This window comes from Bacteroides sp. AF39-16AC (assembly GCF_003602735.1).
In the GTDB taxonomy this organism is placed as follows: domain Bacteria; phylum Bacteroidota; class Bacteroidia; order Bacteroidales; family Bacteroidaceae; genus Bacteroides; species Bacteroides uniformis.
This window is the reverse complement of record NZ_QTLN01000033.1, coordinates 1-23,319: the sequence shown is the minus strand read 5'-3', so window position 1 is coordinate 23,319 and position 23,319 is coordinate 1. Positions and strand designations below refer to the sequence as shown.

The 23,319-nt window shown below is 44.8% G+C and carries 19 protein-coding genes, 1 tRNA gene and 1 pseudogene; 16 read left to right on the top strand and 5 right to left on the bottom strand.

All coding sequences use genetic code 11. From position 1 onward, the window contains the following. Window positions 1-15: 15 nt before the first annotated feature. The 3 genes from DW039_RS18910 to DW039_RS18900 form a co-directional block, all read right to left on the bottom strand. A complete protein-coding gene (locus DW039_RS18910; protein WP_005826837.1) occupies window positions 16-1,605 on the bottom strand; it encodes a RagB/SusD family nutrient uptake outer membrane protein in 1,590 nt (529 codons plus the stop codon). An 18-nt stretch (window positions 1,606-1,623) separates the two neighbouring features. Further along, window positions 1,624-4,827 (bottom strand): TonB-dependent receptor, encoded by a 3,204-nt coding sequence (locus tag DW039_RS18905; RefSeq protein WP_120382231.1) that lies wholly within the window; start codon window positions 4,825-4,827, stop codon window positions 1,624-1,626. 291 nt (window positions 4,828-5,118) lie between these two features. Then, entirely contained in the window at window positions 5,119-8,010 is a 2,892-nt protein-coding gene (locus tag DW039_RS18900) for a triple tyrosine motif-containing protein (RefSeq protein ID WP_120382230.1), read from the bottom strand. A gap of 538 nt (window positions 8,011-8,548) precedes the next feature. Between DW039_RS18900 and DW039_RS18890 the strand changes: the two genes are divergently transcribed. The 7 genes from DW039_RS18890 (at window position 8,549) to DW039_RS18860 (ending at window position 13,177) form a co-directional block, all read left to right on the top strand. Beyond that, window positions 8,549-8,622 (top strand) — tRNA-Thr (locus tag DW039_RS18890). 147 nt (window positions 8,623-8,769) lie between these two features. After that, window positions 8,770-9,315, top strand: coding sequence for a DUF4199 domain-containing protein (locus DW039_RS18885; protein ID WP_117962577.1), 546 nt, complete (start codon window positions 8,770-8,772; stop codon window positions 9,313-9,315). Between the two features lie 55 nt (window positions 9,316-9,370). Beyond that, window positions 9,371-10,324 carry a glycosyltransferase family 2 protein gene (locus tag DW039_RS18880; RefSeq protein ID WP_005826846.1) on the top strand — a complete coding sequence of 318 codons (954 nt, stop codon included), beginning with the start codon at window positions 9,371-9,373 and terminating at the stop codon, window positions 10,322-10,324. 2 nt (window positions 10,325-10,326) lie between these two features. Then, window positions 10,327-10,812, top strand: a complete 486-nt coding sequence (locus tag DW039_RS18875) for a DUF6452 family protein (protein WP_008663766.1) — start codon at window positions 10,327-10,329, stop codon at window positions 10,810-10,812. Beyond that, complete coding sequence (locus DW039_RS18870) at window positions 10,781-11,548, top strand: DUF6048 family protein (protein ID WP_008663768.1); 768 nt, start codon at window positions 10,781-10,783, stop codon at window positions 11,546-11,548. The genes DW039_RS18875 and DW039_RS18870 overlap by 32 nt, the downstream gene beginning before the upstream one ends. A 7-nt stretch (window positions 11,549-11,555) precedes the next feature. Beyond that, entirely contained in the window at window positions 11,556-12,134 is a 579-nt protein-coding gene (locus tag DW039_RS18865) for a manganese efflux pump MntP family protein (RefSeq protein ID WP_005826852.1), read from the top strand. Between the two features lie 26 nt (window positions 12,135-12,160). Continuing rightward, a complete protein-coding gene (locus DW039_RS18860) occupies window positions 12,161-13,177 on the top strand; it encodes an FAD:protein FMN transferase (protein WP_005826854.1) in 1,017 nt (338 codons plus the stop codon). A gap of 21 nt (window positions 13,178-13,198) precedes the next feature. Here the strand turns inward: DW039_RS18860 and DW039_RS18855 are convergent, their stop codons facing one another. Then, window positions 13,199-13,567, bottom strand: coding sequence for a DMT family protein (locus DW039_RS18855; protein ID WP_005826856.1), 369 nt, complete (start codon window positions 13,565-13,567; stop codon window positions 13,199-13,201). A gap of 21 nt (window positions 13,568-13,588) precedes the next feature. Next, window positions 13,589-14,338, bottom strand: a complete 750-nt coding sequence (locus DW039_RS18850) for an ATP-binding protein (protein ID WP_005826857.1) — start codon at window positions 14,336-14,338, stop codon at window positions 13,589-13,591. A gap of 165 nt (window positions 14,339-14,503) precedes the next feature. Here DW039_RS18850 and DW039_RS18845 point away from each other — a divergent pair, with 165 nt between their 5' ends. From DW039_RS18845 to DW039_RS18805, 9 genes and pseudogenes are all read left to right on the top strand, one after another. Continuing rightward, window positions 14,504-15,934, top strand: a complete 1,431-nt coding sequence (locus DW039_RS18845) for a M48 family metallopeptidase (protein ID WP_120382229.1) — start codon at window positions 14,504-14,506, stop codon at window positions 15,932-15,934. 8 nt (window positions 15,935-15,942) lie between these two features. Next, window positions 15,943-16,413 (top strand): NfeD family protein, encoded by a 471-nt coding sequence (locus DW039_RS18840; RefSeq protein WP_005826862.1) that lies wholly within the window; start codon window positions 15,943-15,945, stop codon window positions 16,411-16,413. Window positions 16,414-16,461: 48 nt separating this feature from the next. Further along, on the top strand, window positions 16,462-17,463 hold the full coding sequence (gene floA / locus DW039_RS18835) for a flotillin-like protein FloA (RefSeq protein WP_005826863.1): 1,002 nt from the start codon (window positions 16,462-16,464) through the stop codon (window positions 17,461-17,463). Window positions 17,464-17,556: 93 nt separating this feature from the next. After that, complete coding sequence (locus DW039_RS18830; protein ID WP_009036776.1) at window positions 17,557-18,435, top strand: nucleoside phosphorylase; 879 nt, start codon at window positions 17,557-17,559, stop codon at window positions 18,433-18,435. A gap of 281 nt (window positions 18,436-18,716) precedes the next feature. Beyond that, window positions 18,717-20,111 (top strand): tRNA uridine-5-carboxymethylaminomethyl(34) synthesis GTPase MnmE, encoded by a 1,395-nt coding sequence (mnmE, locus tag DW039_RS18825; RefSeq protein ID WP_120382236.1) that lies wholly within the window; start codon window positions 18,717-18,719, stop codon window positions 20,109-20,111. 250 nt (window positions 20,112-20,361) lie between these two features. After that, window positions 20,362-21,267 (top strand): helix-turn-helix domain-containing protein, encoded by a 906-nt coding sequence (locus DW039_RS18820; protein WP_117703585.1) that lies wholly within the window; start codon window positions 20,362-20,364, stop codon window positions 21,265-21,267. Window positions 21,268-21,351: 84 nt separating this feature from the next. After that, window positions 21,352-22,458 carry a site-specific integrase gene (locus tag DW039_RS18815; RefSeq protein ID WP_117703584.1) on the top strand — a complete coding sequence of 369 codons (1,107 nt, stop codon included), beginning with the start codon at window positions 21,352-21,354 and terminating at the stop codon, window positions 22,456-22,458. Window positions 22,459-22,467: 9 nt separating this feature from the next. Next, window positions 22,468-22,830, top strand: coding sequence for a lipofamily protein (locus DW039_RS18810; RefSeq protein ID WP_117703583.1), 363 nt, complete (start codon window positions 22,468-22,470; stop codon window positions 22,828-22,830). 182 nt (window positions 22,831-23,012) lie between these two features. Beyond that, window positions 23,013-23,270, top strand: a pseudogene (locus DW039_RS18805) (mobilization protein); the annotation flags it as partial. Between the last annotated feature and the right edge of the window lie 49 nt (window positions 23,271-23,319).

Below are 23,319 nucleotides of genomic sequence, written 5' to 3'. Positions count from 1 at the left end.
TGGAGTTATGGTAAACTATTTATAAGCATTCTGAACCAAAGCCGGATCGGAATCCAACTCTCCTTGTGCAATAGGAATGTATTTCTTCTTGGCAGTCCAAGAATTAGTACGGTAACCATATTCATCGGGGACCAGTGCAGTAGTAGCCTTATTGCTGGCTGATGCTCCACTGATTCCTTCAGCACGTACCAAATCAAAATAACGCTTGCCTTCACCTACAAATTCCAAACGACGTTCTGTAAGTACATCGTCAACCGTAACGTTTGCAAGTCCAGCCAAACCGGCACGGGTGCGAACTTCGTTCAACCATGTCTTAGCCTCACCTGTACCACTTCCACCTGTACGAAGAGAAAGTTCTGCAGCATTTAGTAATGTCTCAGCATAACGATAATAACGATAATTGTTATTATAGTTCAAATTCTGGTCACCGGAAGACTGCTTGAAGTTCTTATCATACGGACGATATTTTTGTAACCAAATATGAGTATCTTGATAACGTTTCGTATATTCTACATCTTCGGCAATCACCCAGCAAGTTGCATCACGACGTTTGTCTTGTTCACTAAACATTTGATAAGTTTCAAGACGCATGGGCATAAATCCCCAGCCATCATTACCCTTTGACCAACCATCATCACCTGGGAAAGAGTTAGGAGAAATCAGAGTAGGAAGCACTGTACCACCAACAGCTAACGGACTTCCCCAGCCACGTTCGTTATTAGTTTGCTCATAATTAATTTCCCAGATAGATTCGTCACACCATTCACCTTCCGTTTCCCAGATGTTGGCAAAACTAGGATTCAATCTAAAGCTAGGACTATCAATAAGCTCCTTCATATAACCTAAAGCTTTTGAGAAACGACTTTCATCATTCTGATACATTACCATTTCAGCATATACCATATAAGCCATAGCTTGAGTGACACGTCCCAACTGACCTTCGTCGTCAACTTCTTTACCTTCTTTGATTGTTTTATAATATTTCAAAGGTAACACCTTAGAGTCAATTACAGCTTCAAGTTCTGCGATCAACTCAGCATAAACCTGATCGGCAGTATATTGCGGAGCCGTATAAGGAGGTTCGGAAAGATTCTCCAAATAGAAAGGTACATTACCAAAATAATGCCACAACATATTATAATAGAAAACACGTAGTAAACGGGCTTGCATCTCATAGAGTTTACGATTGGCCTCAGTAACATCAGTACCCCAATCAAGATATTTCAGTAAGTCATTACAACGTTTGATACCAGAATAGTCCACTGTCCAAAGAGAGCCAAGTGTATTATTTTCATTAGCCTCATAATTAAACAACATATGCCAATTCTGCATGTCGGTCTTGGTTGCACCACCTACCCAAAAATTATCGCCCATAATTTCACCGTCAATATTCAAGGCATTGTACTGTCCCAATCCCCAATCTGGCCAATGGAGAGGGTCATAGGCGGCAATCAGAGCTTCCTGAATATGCTCATCCGTAGTATAATAATCTTCCAATGGTTCACCTGTCGGATTTTCCACCTCAAGAAAACTGTCACTGCAACCGGTAGTCAACACTGTAGCGGCAGCAAGTAAGCCTATTGCTAATATTTTATTTGTTTTCATATAGTTCTTATTTTTAGATTAGAAAGAAACATTTACACCTACTGTATATGTGCGAGCCTGCGGATAAATACCACGGTCAACACCAAGAGAAGTTGCACCTGAAGAAATTTCAGGATCAAATCCCCAATATTTGGTCCAAGTCACAAGATTTTCAGCTTGCACATACACACGCAGATGTTCAATAGTAAGTTTGCGAGTAAGAGTCTTAGGCAATGTATATCCCAAAGTAATATTCTTAAGACGAAGATATGAACCATCACAAACATAAAGATCAGATACCATCCAGTTCGTTGCATTACCGACAGCCAGACGAGGATACTTATTAGAAGTACCTTCACCAGTCCAACGTCCCAACATCCAAGAAGGATAGTTACCAGAAGCAACATCTGTACGATAAGTGCCATCAAACACATCAGCACCAGCCACACCTTGGAAGAAAATATTAAAATCAAAGCCTTTCCAATCAGCATTGAGATTCAAACCATAAGTCCAATCCGGAGTACCATTACCAATGTTAGTACGGTCATCTGCCGAGATGCTGCCATCACCATTTACATCCACAAAACGTGTATCACCAGGAACCGCATCCGGCATAATCATTTTACCATCTTTATTGACATAAGCACGAACTTCATCCATATTCTGGAAAACACCGTCAGTCTTGTAACCATAGAAATAGGGGAAAGGTTGTCCGTTAGAGCCGCGTGTACCGCCGCCAGAGAATCCTTGAATACCATCTAAATCCATATAGCCAGTATCATTTCCCAAATTCTTCAATTCATTTTTAAGATAAGTAGCATTTCCCTTTACTGCAAATTTAGCATCAGCAATATTCCATTTATAGCCAAGTTCAAACTCAAAACCACTATTTTCCATATCACCTACGTTACCAAGAGGCTTAGTTTCACCTACATAACTCGGGATAGGCATCGTAATAATCATGCCATTGGTTTTCTTTATGTAATAGTCGGCACTGAATGTTAAAGCATTATTAAAGAATCCCAAATCAATACCCAAGTCAGTTTGTTCACTCTCTTCCCATTTCAAATCAGGATTTGCCAAACGTTGTGCTTTAGAACCATTCCATTTGATGGCATCTTTGCCCAAAAGGACATTATTACCCATGGCTGTCAATGAAGTATAACCAAATTCGGCTATGTTATCATTACCATTCTTACCCCAACTGGCACGAACCTTTAGGTTAGACAACCATTCTCGCGTATCAGCCATAAATTCCTCATTTGTCACATTCCATCCCACAGATACTGAAGGGAATGTACCATATTTATTATTAATACCAAAACGACTTGAACCATCACGACGGATTGTAGCCTGAATCATATAGCGTTCATTATAGTTATAACTCAAACGAGCAAACATAGATGACATTCTATGTTCTGTATAAGGACCTCCATAAACGCCATACTGAACTGTAGCACCAGTAATATTACCATCTGCATCCTTTGTATATTCAACATTCCCTGTAGCATAATCAATAGAAGGTTTATTAGGATTCACCAGATTCCAACGGTTACCACCAAGTTGATCTCCCTTATATTTAAGGGCAGACTGTCCTAATACAACACCAAATGTATGTTTGCCGATAGTTTTATCATAAGTCAATGTATTTTCAATCTGCCATGTCACATTCTGTGCCTTGAATGAAGATGCATTAGTATGTGTTGCCTTATTATTAGCTGAGAGATAATACTTGCTCTTAGTAGCCCCTTCATTACCCCAAAATCCCATATCAGCACTATAATTGAAGTGATACTTCAAATTATCCCACAATTGAAGATCAATAGAAAACTTTGGAACAAACTTATGCGACCAATTCTTTGTAGGAGTCAATGTCATCATAGCCAGCGGATTATTCATTTCCTGATAAGCTCCTCCATAGCCAGGTACTGTATAAGGATCACCATTTGCATCACGAGGCAAATCAAAATCTTTATAAGTTTCAATCATCTTTTCAGCTGCATCACCAGTCAATGTAGGGGTCAAAATAGGAGACAGATAAAGAGCCGATCCCAAAATTGAACCGAATTCAGAGTTAGTACCAACACCTGTTGAATGCGTACGCATATAAGCCAAATTTACACCTAAATCCAATTTATTAAGGAAACCGCGTTCTTTAGATGCATCAATTAGATTATATTGAGTATTGGAACGAATAGTCAAACGGTCATAATTAGAATGTCCGTGATTACCACCAACAATACCATCTTGTGAATAATACCCCAAAGACAAATAATAATTTACTTTTTCCGATGCACCACTAACTGTCACATCATGATTCACTACCGGAGCATTGTCATAGAAAACAAGATCTTGCCAATCAGTGCCAAATCCTTTGATAGAATTTCCATTAGCATCAATCAAATTATAAGGATCTGCATAAATTGGAGCCTGACCACCATTCACATTGGCTTCATTCTGAAGGATAGCATAGTCTGTCGCACTAGTCACATTACGTCTCTTCCATGCACTCTGCCAGCCATAAGAAAAATTGTAATTAATTTGTGCCTTACCCATCTTACCTTTTTTGGTAGTTACTAGAATAACGCCATTAGCAGCACGCGCACCATAGATAGCACCAGAAGCAGCATCTTTCAACACTTCGATAGACTCGATATCATTAGGATTTACAAAATCAAGACCACCCCCAATAGGCATACCGTCTACAATGTAGAGCGGATCACTATTGTTGATAGTACCAATACCACGTACACGTACACGAGGAGAATCACCTGGCTGACCAGAAGCTGAAGTTACATCCACACCTGCAGCCAAACCTTTCAATGCATTATCCATACGCACCGGAGATTTGTTTTCCAAATCCTCACTACTAACTTTGGCAATAGATGCTGTTACCACACTTTTTTTCTGAACACCATACCCCACCACTACTACTTCGTCCAGCGTTTCTGAATCTTCCTGAAGAACTATTTTCAAGGAATTTTTTCCATTTACCGCTACTTCTTGTGACTTAAAACCAATATAAGTAATAGAAAGTGTTGCGTCGGCAGGAACCGACAATGTAAAATTACCGTCCAAATCAGTAATTCCACCATTGGTAGTACCTTTAACTACCACATTTACTCCAGGCAACGGTTCATTATCCGAACCGCTTACCACTGTACCTTTTACCTGTATATTTTGGGCATATACAGAAGCCAAGGTAAAGCTTAACAGAAATAAAACTGATAATAACTTTTTCATAAGTTTTACTAAATTAAGATTAACGTTTCTCGGTTTTGTCCTCAATCGAACAGTGCAAACATAGAGTAAAAGGCAATAAAACAAACAAAAAACAATCATTCTTAAATACGTCAAATACAAAATTCAAATACGTTATCAATACGTCATCAACAAATAACTTACTAATAATCAATACTTAATATATACTTTTAAGTATTACGTCACAACATGTTATAGAACACAAAAGGGAGGAATATTAAATTCCTCCCTTCCATGCACTTCCTTCTTTTAAAGGAAGTTAATATCTAAAGACTACAGTTTATTGCTTAAATAATCCGTCAAACTATCCTCTCTCTCTAAAGCGAACTTCTTACGAAGACGATAACGGATTGTTTCAACTCCACGAACCGAAATGTTCAGCAGAGGTGCTATTTCTTTCGTGGAAAGGTTCATCTTCAGATAAGCGCACATCATACGTTCGTTGTGCGAAAGCTCCGGATGCTTGGCATGAAGACGTTTCATGAAATTGTTATGTATCAAGTCGAACTGGTCTTCAATACGCTTCAGCACCTCGTCACTCTGTATATTACCGTCTATTTTATTATTAATAAGTATAAGCTGCTGTTTTCCTTCCCGGGCACCCTCACCTTTCAGCAATGCGGATACTTTAAGTATCTCCGACTTGATTTCAGTCAGCATTTCATTCTTACGGACAAAGTTTATCATCAGATTGGCCATTTCCTGACTCTTATGCTGCAAATCGTATTCCAGCTTTTCTTTCTCCAACTGCATAATCTGCTTTTCCTGGCGAGCCTTCTCCTCTTCATATTCCCTTTCCATATCATGCAGTTCCTTGTCCTTCTCGACCACAGCCTGTTGCTTTTTCCGCTTCACGCGGACATCGTCCCAGCGATAGACATGCCACAAGGCAAGCAAAGCCAAGATGATATAACAAACGTATGCAGCAGCACTGCGATACCACGGTGGAAGTATACGGAAGGCGATTGTATCCGATGATGTCGTACCGTCAGGAAAGACCGCCTTAACTTCAAACGTATATTCCCCTTCCGACAAGCTGCTATACTCCTTGGTGCGTACCGTTGTGAAATCGGACCAGCCTCCCTTATTCAAACGATATTGAAAACGAATATCATCCCCTACCGAAAAAAAAGAAAGGGCATAGTCAAAACGAACGGAATTCATGGAATAAGCTATCACCGGAACCGGCTTCTCTCCTAAAAAGTTTGCGGTATATACCAATGAATCCTTGGGATAAGACAGATACATGTTCCTTATATATAAGGAGTGGCTACGATCCTGACGCTCTCTTACGGCCGGGATGCTGAATAAAGCGAAACCTCCTTCATTAGGAACCACCATCAGCGAATCTGAAAGAGGAATAATCGTTTCAAAACCGGGTACCAGTTCAATCAGCGATTGCTGGATGGGATTAATGCTTGTATTCGCCCCCCGCTTATAGGTACCCAGATTGGCAATACAGATTTCGTGAGGGCTCAAACTTATCAACTTATCGTGATACTCCAAGATACGCGAATAGGCCGTGGTGCCATTCAAAAGGTTGTTCATATCCGGACAAGGCTCCATGACATCTTTATGAGGATTATGCTTATAGATTCCCCGGGGAGTGGCAAAATACACCCGGTCTTCTATCTTCGCTATATACATATCACGCCCTACCGGGAAACCATCCTTCGCGCTATATTCCTTTATACGTACGGCTTTTGTCAAATCATTATCCAAATCCACACGGGTAACGTGGTCTGTATTATACACCCAAATCACCTTATCGCTTTCCTGCTCAAAAAGACGGCAAGAATCGTTCACACCCTCAATCTTGCCAACCACCTGCCATTCTCCATTCTTTTTCCCAACCAAATAAATACCGTTATATACCCCGACATACATAAGGTCCGTACGTCCTGCCACAAGTTGGCAACACCAGGCGCCGGCAATATCCGTCACACGTTTTACGGAAGTACCATTGATAAGGAAAATACCACGGTCGTGCAGACAGAAGAGTTCATCACCTATACGGCAAAGGTTCCAGACCTGTCCGCTGGATTGGGGCATCGGACGGATATCCGGCAAATCGCCGTTCATCTGTACCGGATACGAGGTGTAATACAAACCCCGATTGGTACCTAAATAAAGATAACCGCCTTCTACCGCCGCCGTATATCCCGTGCCGTAGGAATAAGGATAGGAATAGAGATTCGTAAAAGGAGAACTCAGACAGACGTAGTCAATGCCGCTATCCAGACCGGCCCAGAGGTTTCCGGTCGTATCGAAGGAGACAGAAAGCACCGTATTGTTACGCAAGCCGTTGTTCTCATTGAAATATTTCAGTTGCATGGTGCTGCAATCCACCAGTACCAATCCTTTATGAATGGTTCCCAAGGCAATCTTATCATCCTTTTTGGCTACGCAAAAGACTTCATTCTCACGCATAAACTCTTCGGCACCGGTGACAAACGGTTCCATCGTACGCCCGTCACAATAGTAAAGTCCGTTGTATGCAGTCACCACCAGAACACCTTTCTTATAAGGTATAATGCCACGAATACGCTTGGAAGCCAACGCATCGGCACCCTGAAGAGGGAAAAAAGTGTTTCCAACCAAAAGCCATACGCCTCTGTCCGTACCGATGTAAAGAATACCATTGACCATATTGGAACAGTCTATCTTGGCATTCATTTCAATGGCGGTATATTTGCCGTTCAGGTACTTCACCACGCACCCGTCCCCTTGGAAATACAAGATATTGTCTGTCTCATGGATGCCCCACACATTTCCAAGAAAACGAACGGAACTCTCCAAAGTATCGGACATGCAATGATAGGCCAAAGAACCGTCCGTATCCGGTTCATAATAGCCGAATTCATTGATGCCCCCCACATAAATTCTTTTTTGGGTGGCAGAAGCCAGAACGGAACGCACATCGGAAGCATTGTTCAATGGAAACACATTCCAGACATTGCCATCAAATTGCACCATACCGTTCTTGTTGGCGAAATATACCCACTTGTCATCATAGGGTGCTATCTGCCAAGTCTGGGCCCCCTTACCATAAACACTTTTATCAAAATTGACGATAAAGCTATTCCAGCCGGCAATTGCTTCGACCAAAGGGGGAAAAAGAAAAAGGCAGAAAAAAAGGTAGAATGACAATATGTGTTTGTTCATGCGTATAATGACTATATAGTTAGTTGCACAAAAATAATGCTTATTTTCAAGGTAGCACACAATAGCCTATCTGTTTTTTTGTCCCCGATTATTATTTTCTTCTCAAATGGCAATCTTTTGCATAACTATACTTTAGATTCCGGTATACTAAGAAGTATTCGTCCGACGGCTGTTGAATTATCGTCCGACAGCTGTCGGACGATAATTCAACAGCCGTCGGACGATAAGGTTACATATGTCGGACGAATACTTTCTAGTAAAAGGAATATTTGTCCATCGTAATGCCGGAAAGAATCCGTACCTCCCCTCCAAAGTGTCTATATAAGAAGGCCATGAAGAGGGATAGAATAGAGAATCTAAAAAAACAAATAAAAAAACCGCCGCAAGCTATTGCAGATTCCAAAATAATGTCTACCTTTGCAACCGCAAAACGAAAACGGGTAAGTCCTATACGGCCAGCTCCCTTCGAATCCTCCAGGGCTTGATCGCAGCAAAGGTAGTTGGTTGTAGCGGCGCGATATAGCAAGCTTACCCACCCGCCTCTTTAGCTCAGTTGGCCAGAGCACGTGATTTGTAATCTCGGGGTCGTTGGTTCGAATCCGACAAGAGGCTCAGAAAAAGAAAAGGTGATACGAAATGTATCACCTTTTCTTTTTTAATTAATAATGAAAAATTAAAGAATTAAAAATTAAAATCTGCACATCGGCTTGCCCTTGAATCCAACTATATTTGTACCTTTGCACATTATTTCTAAGAAAGATGACAGAAAATAGAGGTTACATGCAACGATACGCAATGCTGTTCGGTACCTATATGGGAGGTTTTTGGATATTGAAGTTCATACTCTTTCCGGTGGGACTGTCGGTTCCTTTTTTACTTTTCCTTTTCATGGGACTCACGCTATGCGTACCTTTTATGGGATATTATTATGCACGGATGTATCGTAATCAGGTATGCGGAGGCGGCATCAGCTTCCTGCATGCATGGATATTCACCGTTTTCATGTATATGTTTGCCGCGCTGCTTGCCGCTGTGGCACACTACATCTACTTCAGGTTCATAGACCACGGATATGTGATAAACACGTGCGAAACGATGGTAGACACGCTTGCCCAAAGCAACATGCCGGGAATGGATTCGTACATCGCCACCTATCAGGAAGCTCTGGAGACAGCCCGACTGCTCAGTCCTATCGACATTACGCTACAGATGATATCGTCCAATGTATTTTGGGGTTCGATACTGGCTTTCCCCACCGCCTTGTTCGTGATGAGACGCAAGAAAGACGACGCTCCGGCAGAGTGACGGAACAGCAAAAAGAAATGTTATTTCAATTGTAAAATAGAAAAATCATACATCAATGGATATTTCAGTTGTCGTACCACTATATAATGAAGAAGAATCACTCCCCGAACTGTTCGCATGGATTGAGCGGGTGATGAATGCCAACGGTTTTTCATACGAAGTGATTTTCGTGAACGACGGAAGTACCGACCGTTCCTGGCAGGTAATCGAACAATTGCAGGCACAAGCTCCGGACAAGGTACGGGGCATTAAGTTCCGCCGCAACTACGGGAAGTCGCCGGCATTGTTCTGTGGTTTCGAACAAGCACAAGGCGACGTCGTGATAACCATGGACGCCGACCTGCAGGACAGCCCCGACGAAATACCCGAACTCTACCGCATGATTACCCAAGACGGCTATGACCTCGTATCGGGCTGGAAGCAGAAACGTTACGACCCGTTGTCGAAGACCCTCCCCACCAAATTGTTCAATGCCACCGCCCGCAAAGTATCGGGCATCAAAAACCTGCACGACTTTAATTGCGGACTGAAGGCGTATCGCAAAGAGGTGGTCAAGAATATAGAAGTATACGGCGAAATGCACCGCTACATCCCTTACCTGGCCAAGAACGCCGGCTTCAAGAAAATCGGCGAGAAAGTGGTGCACCATCAGGCACGCAAATACGGAAAGACCAAGTTCGGGCTGAACCGTTTTGTAAACGGGTATCTGGACTTGCTTTCCCTTTGGTTCCTTTCCCGGTTCGGCATCAAGCCCATGCACTTTTTCGGATTGCTGGGTTCGCTGATGTTCATCTTCGGCTTCATAGCCGTGGTCATAGTGGGTGTCAGCAAGTTGTACTACATGCACCATGGCATGCCCTACCGCCTTGTGACGGACTCTCCCTACTTCTACCTCTCGTTGACCTCCATGATTATCGGCACACAACTGTTCGTGGCAGGATTCCTCGGAGAGCTGATTTCACGTAATGCCCCGGAACGAAACAAATATCAAATAGAGAAAACCATTTAACGATGAAAAAATTAGTCAGACTTGTCATACTCGGAGCTATCCTTTGCCCGATAATAAGCATAGCTATCTCCTGCTCGGAGGAGGCAGATTGCTCCATGACGGCACGCCCCATGGTGAATTGCATTCTTTATAGAGTAGACCCCGAAACCCAATACGTGGAGAACGACACGCTCGACTCGCTCACCGTCACAGCATACGGCACCGACTCCATCATCATCAACAACCAGAAGAAGGTACACGACATCTCCCTGCCACTGCGCTATACGGAGGATTCCACCAAGCTGATATTCAAGTATAGCCGGACCAAGAGTGACACGATGGTGATACGCCACACCAACACCCCCTATTTCCTATCGATGGATTGCGGCTATCAGATGAAGCAGGCCATCACAAGCGTAACGTGCACCCGCATCTCTCTGGACTCGATATACATCAAAGACAATGAAGCAGGCATCTATGGAAAGGAAAATCTTAAGTTATTCTATTAGTCTGGCACTCTGCCTGCTGATGTTCCTCCCCCTACGGGCGCAGAACGGGAATCCTACCGTCCCCCCCCAGGGAGCACCTCCCAAGAAGGAGAAGAAGGACGCGAAAGAAGAAGTGCACTATCCGTTATACAACGGCATGTCCGTCGGCTTGGACTTGTGGGGAATCGGAAGTTCCGTATTTGGAGGAGATTTCCTGAGTTCCGAAGTGGCCGTGGATGTAAACCTCAAGAACCGCTTCTTCCCTATTGCCGAACTGGGATATGGCTCCACGGACACCTGGAGTGACAAAGGCATACACTACAAAAGCAACGCCCCCTACTTCCGCATAGGAATGGACTATAACACGCTATACAAGAAGCAGCACGGACACATGCTACTCGTAGGCTTGCGTTACGGTGTAAGTAGCTTCAAGTACGATGTAGACGCCTTGGGACTGGACGACCCGATATACGGTGGCATCGTAGGCAATCCGAATCTGGACGACGAGATATGGGGAGGCAGCCTGCCCTATAACCATAAAGGAATGAAAGGCTCCATGCAATGGGCGGAATTTTGTGTCGGTATCCGGGCGCACGTCTGGAAGGCATTGTACATGGGCTGGTCACTACGCTTCAAGTTCAAATTGTCTGCCTCGGCCGATGAATACGGTGACCCGTGGTATGTGCCCGGTTTCGGGAAATATGGCTCCAACACGATGGGAGTAACCTATACGATAACTTATAAACTACCTCTTTAAGCGACTTATGACAGGGTTAGAGATTTGGCTACTGGCCGTAGGACTTGCGATGGATTGTTTCGCCGTTTCTATAGCCAGCGGAATTATATTGAAACGCGCCCGGCTGCGCCCTATGCTGGTGATGGCCATCAGCTTCGGCTTTTTCCAGGCTTTGATGCCTCTGCTGGGATGGATAGGCGCCAGTTTTTTCAGCCACCTGATAGAAAGTATTGACCATTGGATTGCATTCGGTATCCTTGCCTTCCTGGGCGGACGCATGATAATGGAATCCTTCAAGGACGAAGATTGCAAGCACGAGTATGACCCTACCAGCCTGAAGGTGGTGCTCGCTCTGGCCGTGGCAACCAGCATCGATGCATTGGCGGTAGGTGTTTCGTTTGCATTCCTCGGTATCAAGCAATTCTCGGCTATTCTTTCTCCCATCGGCATTATCGGTTTTGTATCATTCGCCTTGTCGATGGTCGGCCTGATGTTCGGCATCCGTTTCGGATGTGGCATAGCCCGCAGACTGCGCGCCGAACTTTGGGGAGGGATTATCCTCGTCATCATCGGTACCAAGATATTGGTAGAGCATCTCTTCTTTTAATTAAAAAGTAAAAACTCAGATAGGATATGGAAAAGAAAGTACAACGGAATTTTTTATGGATTGCCCTACTGGTACTGGGAACCATCTGGATACTTGCCCGCCACAACCAAGTCACTCCTTATCAGACGGATAACGGACTGATATTCGGTACGGTATATAAAGTGACTTATCAATGTGACCAAAATCTGAAGGCGGAGATAGAAGCGGAACTCAAACGTTTCGACGGTTCCTTGTCCCCTTTCAATGACACGGCGACCATTACGCGCATCAACCGCAACGAGGACATTGTGCCCGACACATTCTTTACCAACGTCTTCCGACGTAGCATGGAAATCTCCCGGGAGACCGATGGTGCCTTCGATATCACCGTTGCCCCTCTTGCCAATGCCTGGGGATTTGGGTTCAAGAAGGGTAACTTCCCCGACTCTGCCATGATAGACAGCCTGCTGGAGATGACAGGATACGAAAAAGTAAAATTGTCCGATGAAGGGAAAGTGGTGAAAACAGACTCGCGTATAATGCTCTCGTGCAGCGCTGTGGCAAAAGGATATGCAGTAGATGTCATAGCCCAACTTCTGAAGAAGAAGGGTATCCGCAACTTTATGGTCGATATAGGCGGAGAAGTGGTTGTTCACGGGCAAAACCCTCAAAATGGACCTTGGCGCATCGGTTTGAACAAGCCGATAGACGACTCACTGGCAGTGAACCAGGAACTGCAAGCAGTGCTGCTAGTCACGGATTTAGGCATGGCTACATCGGGCAATTATCGCAACTACTACTATAAAGACGGAAAGAAATATGCGCATACCATCGACCCGCGTACCGGCTATCCGGTACAGCACAGCATCTTGTCAGCCACCGTCATTGCCAAAGATTGCATGAGTGCAGACGCCTATGCCACGGCATTCATGGTGATGGGGCTGGAAGAAGCAGAACGCGTGGCGGATGCACATCCGGATATCGACGCCTGTTTCATTTATACGGATGAAGAAGGAAAGCTTCAAACGTTCTTAACAAAAGGAATGGAGAAGTATATGAAATAATGTGCAAATGCGATTAACCCATCATTTATAAAATACAAAATATACCGCCAGTACCAGACATACAAAAGCGGCAAAATGATTCCAATGCAGCGTTTCCCCCTTGAAAAGAACCGTTGTGAACACCGTAAAGATAATCAAAGTGATTACTTCCTGAATCACTTTGAGTTGCATCAATGAGAACGGGCCTCCATTGCCTAAAAAGCCTATCCGATTGGCCGGAACCTGGCAAGAATACTCTGCCAAAGCTATTACCCAGGAAAACAGCACCACGGCATACAACGGCCAGTTGGAGATGACTTTTGTCTCTTGTAGCTTCAGATGCCCATACCAGGCAAACGTCATGAAAATATTAGATACAATCAATAGCAAAATGGTATAAAATGCTTTCATATAGTGATTAATGATTAGTGATTAATGATTAATGATTGCAGGCAGCAATTCCTCTTGCACATTCGTCATACTCCCCCATAGACTATAGCGTGCCTCAGGATTCATTTCCTCCAATTGTTTCAGAATGCCTTTCATTGCACTACGGCTGGATTGTGACTCATACGGACAATTCTTCACCTGCTTACGATACCCCCTCACTTGCGCCAACTCCATCAAATCCGCCTCATGTACCAGACACATCGGACGGATAATCGTCATATCAAACTTCTTCATTACCAGCCGGGGGGGCATAGAGCTGAACGCTCCCTGATAGGTGATATTCATCAGCAAGGTCTCCAGAATATCATCCATGTGATGGCCTAACGCGATTTTATTGCATCCCTGCTCCTTGGCTACGGTAAATAATGCCTTCCGCCTATTCCAAGAGCAAAGAAAACAAGGAGACTTGCGGGTATCTGTCGTGGCATCAAACTCCGTTTCAAAGAGAACAAAAGGCACTCCCCACGACTCTACGTACTCCCTCAGATAGTCCACATCGCTTTGATAAGGTATATTCTTCATCACTACATGTACGGCGACAACGGAAAAACGGGGTTTATAGACACGGGCACGCCGTGCCAACAATTCCACCAGCGCCAAAGAGTCCTTGCCTCCCGAAAGCCCGATAAGAATCTTATCGCCGTCCTCTATCAGCCCATATTCCACCACACCTTTGCTAAACCGCTTGTCTATGCGGCGCAACATCTTTTCTTCTTCAGTAAATCGTGCCATTGATACGAGTTATGAGTTATAAGTTATGAATTATAGCTCTTCCGGTTGCAAAAGTAAGGCAAAAGAACGATTTAAAGAAGAATTAACAAAATAGAATTACGGAAACCAGCTTTATTCACGATAAATTTGTATTTTTGACCTTCTGAACAATCAGCATGTATCAATATGAATAAAAAATATATCCTTTTCTTTCTATTCGGCCTTTTGAGCATAACAATTTCCGCACAAAGCCTGGCAGAAGCCAAAGCCTTGTACGAGAAGGGAGAATACGAAGAAGCCAAGCCCACTTTCAAGAAACTCGTCAAGACACAACCTGGCAATGGAAATTACAACCTATGGTACGGTGTATGTTGCCTGGAAACCGGCGAACCCGCAGAAGCCTTGAAACACCTGGAAAGCGCCGTCAAGAGACGCGTCCCCAGCGGGCAACTCTATTTGGCCCGGGCATACAATGATTTATATCGGTTCGAAGAAGCCATCGAGACTTATGAGACCTACATTTCCGACCTGAGAAAGAGAAAACGCTCCACCGAAGAGGCCGAACAATTATTGGAAAAAAGCAAATCCAACTTGCGCATGCTGAAAGGCGTGGAAGAGGTCTGCTTCATCGACAGCTTTGTGGTAGACAAGGAAAAATTCCTGGATGCATACAAAATCAGCCCCGAATCGGGCAAGCTGTTCATGTACGACACCTACTTCAATGATTCCGGTAAGGAAGGCGGAACGGTATACGAAACGGAGCTGGGCAATAAGCTATATTATAGCGAAATGCAACCGGACAGCACCCTCAGTATCCTTTCGCGCAACAAGTTGCTGGACAAATGGAGTGATGGCAGCTTGTTGCCCGGAAGCATCAACGAGGCCATGAATGCAGACTATCCCTATGTACTTACGGACGGTATCACTATCTACTATGCTTCGGATGGCCCTGGCTCGATGGGAGGATATGACATTTTCGTCACCCGTTACAATACGAATACCGACTCCTATCTGATGCCGGAAAATGTGGGCATGCCGTTCAATTCGCCCTACAACGACTATATGTACGTCATCGACGAATTCAACGACTTGGGATGGTTTGCCTCCGACCGCTACCAGCCCGAAGGCAAAGTGTGTATCTATGTATTCATTCCCAACTCATCCAAGCAAGTGTACAACTACGAAGGGATGGACCCGGACAAGATGATATCATTGGCGCAACTTCACTCTATCAAGGACACATGGACGGACACCGATGCGGTAAAGGGCGCCCGAGAAAGGCTTCGGACTGCTGCCAACGCAAAGCCGCGGACTACCAAGAAGCATGATTTCCAATTCATCATTGACGACCACTCCACCTACTACCAGCTGGACGATTTCCGCTCCCCACAGGCCAAAGCCTCGTATGGCAAATACAATCAGCTGGAGCAGAGCTACAAACAACTGCAGGAGAAACTGGAAGATATGCGTTCGGAATACTCCCGAGCCAACAAGCAGGAAAAGGACAAGATGTCCGCCGCCATCCTCGACCTGGAGCAACGTGTACGGCAATTGTCCACTGAGATGGAGCAGACTGCCATTCAAGTGCGCAACCTGGAAAAACAAGCCACCAAATAAAGACAACTATGGATATACTCATTATCGCCTCATTGATTATAGGAGCAGTAATCTTGTTCTTAGTGGAATTATTCGTAATTCCGGGCATCAGCGTTGCCGGTTTTCTGGCAGGAGGTTGCATCATCTTTGCCAACTACTATGCCTTTGCCTATATGGGTACCACGGCAGGTGTCATTACGCTTATCATATCTGCCCTGGCTTGTATCGGCTCGTTGGTATGGTTCATGCGCTCCAAGACACTCGACAAAATTGCATTGAAAAAAAACATCACCTCCAAAGTAGACCGTAGTGCCGAGGAAAAAGTCAAGGTAGGTGATATAGGCGTAACCACTACTCGCCTGGCTCTTATCGGCTATGCCGAAATCAACGGAGACATCGTGGAAGTAAAGTCATCAGACGGCTTCCTGAACGAAAAGACTCCGATTATCGTAGACCGTATTGCCGACGGAGTCCTCTTAGTGGAACGGCTCAAGCAGTGAAATTTCAGGAATCAACCTATTTATAACTAACAATTAATATTTAATCTCATGGATCCAAGCACAATGTATTTAACCGCCTTCCTCATTATAGGAGGCATTATCTTCCTGGTACTTTTCTTCCATTATGTACCGTTCTTCTTGTGGCTGTCTGCCAAAGTATCGGGAGTAAACATCTCGCTGGTACAACTTTTCCTGATGCGTATCCGTAATGTTCCTCCTTATATCATTGTGCCCGGCATGATTGAAGCTCATAAAGCAGGATTGCAAAACATCACGCGCGACGAACTGGAAGCGCACTACCTTGCCGGAGGTCACGTAGAGCGGGTGGTACACGCACTGGTATCCGCCTCTAAAGCCAATATCGAGCTGCCGTTCCAGATGGCAACCGCCATCGACCTTGCCGGCCGTGACGTATTCGAAGCCGTACAGATGTCCGTTAACCCCAAAGTAATTGACACTCCTCCCGTGACAGCTGTTGCCAAAGACGGTATCCAGCTGATTGCCAAGGCCCGTGTAACGGTGCGCGCCAATATCCGCCAATTGGTGGGAGGTGCCGGAGAAGACACGATTCTGGCCCGTGTAGGCGAGGGTATTGTGTCTTCCATCGGTTCGTCAGAGAATCATAAGTCTGTATTGGAGAATCCGGATTCTATCTCCAAACTGGTATTGCGCAAGGGGTTGGATGCCGGAACAGCATTCGAAATTCTGTCCATTGACATTGCTGATATTGACATAGGTAAGAATATCGGTGCCGCCCTGCAGATAGACCAAGCCAATGCCGACAAGAACATTGCTCAAGCCAAGGCAGAGGAACGCCGCGCCATGGCCGTAGCCACAGAGCAGGAAATGAAGGCAAAAGCCCAGGAAGCCCGTGCCAAAGTTATCGAGGCAGAAGCGGAAGTACCCAAGGCCATGGCCGAAGCATTCCGCAACGGCAATCTGGGTATCATGGACTATTACCGGATGAAGAATATAGAAGCCGACACTTCCATGCGCGAAAACATTGCCAAACCGACGACGGGCAATACCAGCCAGCCGTTGAGTAAATAACCCGGAAAGTAACTGACGAAACGCCGGAACCGGTGAACAAGAATCGGTTCCCGGCGTTTCTATTTATAAACAAAAGATTAAAGCCTCAAGCATATGAAGAAATATTTCGCCTCTTCCGAACTGATCATCAATGAAGACGGTTCTGTATTTCATCTTCACGTAAAGCCCGAATGGCTGGCAGATAAAGTCATCTTGGTAGGCGACCCCGGACGGGTGGCACTGGTTGCCTCCCATTTCGAGAACAAGGAATGTGAAGTGGAAAGCCGCGAGTTCAAGACTATCACCGGTACTTACCAGGGGAAACGTATTACGGTGGTTTCCACCGGTATCGGATGTGACAACATCGATATCGTGATGAACGAACTGGATGCCCTGGCAAACATCGACTTCGAGACGCGCGAAGAAAAGCCCCGCCTACGTAGCCTTGAGCTGGTACGTATCGGCACCTGCGGCGGCTTGCAACCCTACACTCCGGTGGGTACATTTGTATGTTCTGAAAAGTCCATTGGTTTCGATGGGCTGCTCAACTTCTATGCCGGACGCAACTCCGTGTGCGACCTGCCCATGGAGCGTGCCTTCCTCAACCATATGGGATGGTCCGGCAACATGTGTGCCCCTGCCCCCTACGTCATTGATGCAAGCACTGAACTGATAGACCGCATCGCACAAAACGACATGGTACGTGGCGTAACGATTGCCGCCGGGGGCTTCTTCGGACCTCAAGGACGCGAGTTACGCGTGCCGCTTGCCGACCCACATCAGAATGAGAAGATTGAAAAATTTGAATACAACGGCTACCGTATTACCAACTTCGAGATGGAAAGTTCTGCCCTGGCAGGCTTGAGCCGTCTGATGGGGCACAAGGCCATGACGGTATGCATGGTCATTGCCAACCGCCTGATAAAAGAAGCTAACACGGGATACAAGAATACGATAGATACTCTTATCAAAACAGTACTCGACCGTATCTAAGTATCCTTCAAGAAATGCTCCTCCCTTTCCTTCAGCCAATCCTAGGAGTAGGGTTTAGTAATGACTTCATCACATCCTGCCTGACGTGCCCGTTGCTGGTCTGTATAGTGTAGCAATGTCCTGCTATACCCACAATGGGCACAGAGGCGGATTAGGCTTTATAAGCATCTATCCATTATCGATTTGCACAAAGTTACGATAAAAGCCCATAAGTTGAATCACCATCTCTCTTTTTTGTAAAGAAACCATTATCTTTGCTGAATAAAAATAAGCCGGATAAAATGAACCAAGATACCATTTGTGCCATAGCCACCGCCCAAGGGGGAGCCATAGGATGCATCCGTGTCTCCGGACCGGATGCCATAGAGATAACATCCCGCATATTTACCCCTGCCCGGAAGGGGAAGAAGCTGAAGGATGCCAAGCCATACACACTTACCTTCGGTCATATCCATGAAGAAGAAAACATCATAGACGAAGTACTTGTAAGCTTATTCCGTACCCCCCACTCGTACACGGGCGAGGATAGCACGGAAATCATGTGCCACGGTTCGAGCTATATTCTTCAGAAGGTGTTGCAACTGCTCATCGGTAATGGTTGCCGCCTGGCAGCTCCCGGTGAGTACACGCAACGGGCCTTCTTGGGCGGCAAAATGGACCTAAGCCAGGCCGAAGCCGTGGCCGACCTCATCGCCTCCACCTCTGCCGCCACTCACCGCCTCGCCATGAGCCAAATGCGCGGTGGGTTCAGTAAAGAGCTGGCCTCACTACGCGACCAATTGCTGCACTTCACATCACTCATAGAACTGGAGCTGGACTTCAGCGACCACGAAGAACTGGAATTTGCAGACCGCTCCGAGCTATGTCTCCTAGCAGACGGCATAGAGCAGGTAATTTCCCGTTTAGTACAATCCTTCAGTGTAGGCAATGCCATCAAGAACGGTGTGCCCGTAGCCATCATCGGCGAAACGAATGCTGGTAAATCCACCCTGCTGAATGCACTACTAAACGAGGAACGAGCCATTGTAAGCGACATACACGGGACAACCCGAGATGTGATAGAAGACACAGTCAATCTTGGCGGGATAACTTTCCGGTTTATTGATACGGCAGGCATACGCGAAACGAGCGACACCATCGAGAGCCTAGGAATTGAGCGAACCTTCCAGAAATTGGAGCAGGCGGAAATCGTGCTCTGGGTAGTTGATGCCACGAATGCCGTCTCACGGATACCACAACTAACTGCCCAGATACTTCCCCGTTGCGAAGGGAAACGGCTCATTCTCGTATTCAACAAGGCCGATCTGGTGCAGGATGCCTCAACCATCCTCACCCCCAGTTTCACCCTGGCCGCTACTAATGTGCAATGCATCTCCATCTCTGCCAAAGGGCGTACCAACCTCGACAAGCTTCAGCAAATGCTAATCTCTGCCGCTAACCTGCCCACGGTTACCCAAAACGATGTCATTGTCACGAATATACGCCACTACGAGGCTTTGACCCATGCCTTGGAAGCCATCCACCGGGTCCAACAAGGGCTAGCAGAAAATCTATCCGGAGATTTTGTTTCACAAGATATCCGCGAATGTATTTTCCATCTAAGCGATATTGCGGGGGAAGTTACGAACGACATGGTACTTGGGAATATTTTTGAACATTTTTGCATCGGGAAGTAAGTGGTAATTATCAACGATTAGCATATATCATCAACGATTATTAAGGCGTTCATTTTGAACGCCTTTCTTTTTGGCCTTATAAGTGATGGTTATCATTTATAGGGCTTTTTCAGCTCATTTTTGTACCGTATTTGTTGCTCGCTTGTTGAAGACCGCAAATCCTGTGGAAAGGTAGTAGAGAAACTATACGCCATTTTACACGGTTTTACGGGAATTTACAGTAATAACGGAGAAATAAAGATGAATTAAAATGAGCAGTAACTTGAAAATTAAGCGAATTTGCGCTTGGTGCGGTAAAGAGTTTATCGCCCAGAAAACAACAACAGCTTGTTGTTCCAAACAATGCGCCAACGCTCTTTATAAAAAGAAGAAGCGTGACGAAGCAATCAAGGCTAACAATCAATTCATAGAGAAGAAGATTGATGAAAAGCCTATTGAAAGAATCAAAGACAAGCCATTTCTCACAATTACCGAAACCGCAATCTATCTCGGAGTAACCCGACCAACCGTTTACGGTTACATTAAACGAGGGGAATTAAAGGTCACTCGATTAGGCTTCAAATACCTTTTGAAGAAAAAGGATATTGATGAGTTATTCAATAATCCGACAGAGTTCCATACCCCTACAAAAGAGAAAGCTCCTATCACCGACTTCTACACCACTGCCGAAGTCAAAGAAAAATACCATGTAAACGAATCATGGATATTTGTGGTAGCCAAAAAGAACAACATTCCTCGCACTTTCAATCGTGGCAAAACCTACTGGAGCAAGAAACACATGGATGCTTACTTTGCCAAGAAAATCCCGAACCCCGACATTACCGAATGGTATAGCACACAGGAAATGCAGGAAAAATTCGGCATGACCTTATCTGCAATCTACACTTTCGTTTCCAAGAATGCCATCCCGAAGAAGAAAGAAGGTATAATGGTGTACTATTCCAAGAAGCATGTCGATATTGCCAAAGGTGTGGCTACACCCGAAGAACCGCAATATTATACGGTAGCCGAAGCTATGGAAAAGTTCAATCTCACCCGTGACCAACTCTATCATTATGCGAAGTATCATAATATCCCAAAGGTCAAGAAGGGCAAATACACACTTATCTCCAAACCGGAACTGGATAAATTGCTTGAAGCCCCAAAGATTGAATAAGTTATTTATCGGTGAATGTTGTCACCATTGAATCACCTTATTCCTTTGCACCAAACAGATGTAAAACTCTAAATATTAAACAGTATGTCACACACATGTACAAAAGTAACAGTTCGTCAGAGAGCAATTCGGAATAATCGCATCTCCTTGTATCTGGATTATTATCCGGCAGTCCGTAACCCTGAGACAATGCAGATGAGCCGTCGAGAATACCTCGGCATCTACATCTATGCCCATCCAAAAAATGAAATGGAACGGGAGTTCAACAACGATATGTTGAACAAGGCAGAGGCTATCCGTTGTATCAGAGTGCAATCGCTCATCAATGAAGAGTTCGGTTTCTTAGACAAGACCAAACAGAAAGCCGACTTTCTCGCCTACTTCAAAAAGATGTGCCGAAGCAAAGACCAGAAATGGATGTTTGTCTATCAGCATTTCTACAACTTCGTCAAAGGGCAATGTACCTTCGGCGAAGTGAATGTGGATTTATGTAAGAAGTTCCGTGAGTACCTGTTGAATGCCAAGCAGCTCAAACACAGCAATCGTCCCATATCTCTCAATTCGGCATCCAGCTACTACTCCACTTTCAGAGGATTGTTGAAGATTGCCTATCGGGACAAATGGTTTCGGGAGAATATCAATGACTATCTTGACAAGATTGAACCACAAGATGTGAAAAAAGAGTACCTGACATTGGACGAAGTGAAACAACTTGCCGCCACTCCTTGCGACATCCCCGTTCTGAAAGCCGCCTCATTGTTTGCTTGTCTGACAGGTTTACGCATCAGCGATATTCTCAATCTTCAATGGGAAGATTTTGCCATTGCTCCCGACCAAGGCTATTGCTTGCGTATCAGAACACAGAAAACCCAAACAGAAGCGACACTCCCCATCAGCTACGAAGCCTATGAACTATGCGGTACGCCCGACACAGGTAAGGTATTCAAAGGGTTGAAACGAAGTATGATTAACTATCCGCTGAAGAACTGGCTCAAAAAGGCAGGAATAACGAAGCCGATAACCTTCCATGGATTCAGGCATAGCTACGCAGTCATACAAATCTCTTTAGGCACAGACATTTACACAGTTTCAAAGATGTTAACCCACAAGAACGTTTCCACTACTCAAATCTACGCAGATTTGGTCAATGTAAAGAAACGAGAGACAGCAAATAAGATTTCACTGAAATAAATTACAGCTATGAAACGAGGAATCATAACAAACAACGGACAAGGCATCCATATCTCTGATGGCGAAGTATGGATGACCGCTTGGGAGATTGCCGATTTGTTTTATACAACGGCTGGAGCAATCAATTCCCGTATAAAAGCGATATTGAAAGCCAACATCTTAAAGGGGTATGAAGTTTGCCAATGCATAAAGTTGGAGAATGGGAATAGTGACGATGTGTATAATCTCAACATGATTATAGCCCTATCCTATCAAATAGACACTGGACATTCCGCTGCATTCAGGAAATGGGTTATCAATAAAGTTGCCTCCAAGCAGAATGGTATATCACTATTTATTCCAATAAGGTCAGCTAACACTTACAATTGCTGATACCCACAACTTAAAAGTCCGATGTAGGCTAGTCCCATGTCGGACTTTCCTTTGCTATTGTGGCACAGATGGCATAGAAAAATGCTACCTACCGGTGCCAAAAGCTGCCACTTCCCGGGAAATGTATCTACACATCTTGCAAATGATATATATTTGCACACAAACGATTAACATATGTCATTATGGAGCAGAATAAGATAGAGCATATAACTTTGAATCTGATTGTTTTCGGAACAATTGTCATCATTGGTGTTTTAGCCCGTCAGACCGTACTACACTATGGTTGGGATGAGTTCAGCAGCAACCTTATTTTCGTAGTATGCTCCATTATCATGGGAGCTATCTATCTCAACCTACAAATGGTATTTGGTCAATTCCTTTTACCGACAATAGAGAAATACTTTATGAGATTTGAATGTTACCGCAATAAAGTAGTGGTGTAGCTAACACTTGAAAAGGGACCCGGGTAGCATTTGAAACGTGTACCAC

Coding starts and splice junctions, on each gene's coding strand:
- DW039_RS18910 (WP_005826837.1), bottom strand. CDS start 1,605: ATGAAAACAAATAAAATATTAGCAATAGGCTTACTTGCTGCCGCTACA.
- DW039_RS18905 (WP_120382231.1), bottom strand. CDS start 4,827: ATGAAAAAGTTATTATCAGTTTTATTTCTGTTAAGCTTTACCTTGGCT.
- DW039_RS18900 (WP_120382230.1), bottom strand. CDS start 8,010: ATGAACAAACACATATTGTCATTCTACCTTTTTTTCTGCCTTTTTCTT.
- DW039_RS18885 (WP_117962577.1), top strand. CDS start 8,770: ATGACAGAAAATAGAGGTTACATGCAACGATACGCAATGCTGTTCGGT.
- DW039_RS18880 (WP_005826846.1), top strand. CDS start 9,371: ATGGATATTTCAGTTGTCGTACCACTATATAATGAAGAAGAATCACTC.
- DW039_RS18875 (WP_008663766.1), top strand. CDS start 10,327: ATGAAAAAATTAGTCAGACTTGTCATACTCGGAGCTATCCTTTGCCCG.
- DW039_RS18870 (WP_008663768.1), top strand. CDS start 10,781: ATGGAAAGGAAAATCTTAAGTTATTCTATTAGTCTGGCACTCTGCCTG.
- DW039_RS18865 (WP_005826852.1), top strand. CDS start 11,556: ATGACAGGGTTAGAGATTTGGCTACTGGCCGTAGGACTTGCGATGGAT.
- DW039_RS18860 (WP_005826854.1), top strand. CDS start 12,161: ATGGAAAAGAAAGTACAACGGAATTTTTTATGGATTGCCCTACTGGTA.
- DW039_RS18855 (WP_005826856.1), bottom strand. CDS start 13,567: ATGAAAGCATTTTATACCATTTTGCTATTGATTGTATCTAATATTTTC.
- DW039_RS18850 (WP_005826857.1), bottom strand. CDS start 14,338: ATGGCACGATTTACTGAAGAAGAAAAGATGTTGCGCCGCATAGACAAG.
- DW039_RS18845 (WP_120382229.1), top strand. CDS start 14,504: ATGAATAAAAAATATATCCTTTTCTTTCTATTCGGCCTTTTGAGCATA.
- DW039_RS18840 (WP_005826862.1), top strand. CDS start 15,943: ATGGATATACTCATTATCGCCTCATTGATTATAGGAGCAGTAATCTTG.
- floA (WP_005826863.1), top strand. CDS start 16,462: ATGGATCCAAGCACAATGTATTTAACCGCCTTCCTCATTATAGGAGGC.
- DW039_RS18830 (WP_009036776.1), top strand. CDS start 17,557: ATGAAGAAATATTTCGCCTCTTCCGAACTGATCATCAATGAAGACGGT.
- mnmE (WP_120382236.1), top strand. CDS start 18,717: ATGAACCAAGATACCATTTGTGCCATAGCCACCGCCCAAGGGGGAGCC.
- DW039_RS18820 (WP_117703585.1), top strand. CDS start 20,362: ATGAGCAGTAACTTGAAAATTAAGCGAATTTGCGCTTGGTGCGGTAAA.
- DW039_RS18815 (WP_117703584.1), top strand. CDS start 21,352: ATGTCACACACATGTACAAAAGTAACAGTTCGTCAGAGAGCAATTCGG.
- DW039_RS18810 (WP_117703583.1), top strand. CDS start 22,468: ATGAAACGAGGAATCATAACAAACAACGGACAAGGCATCCATATCTCT.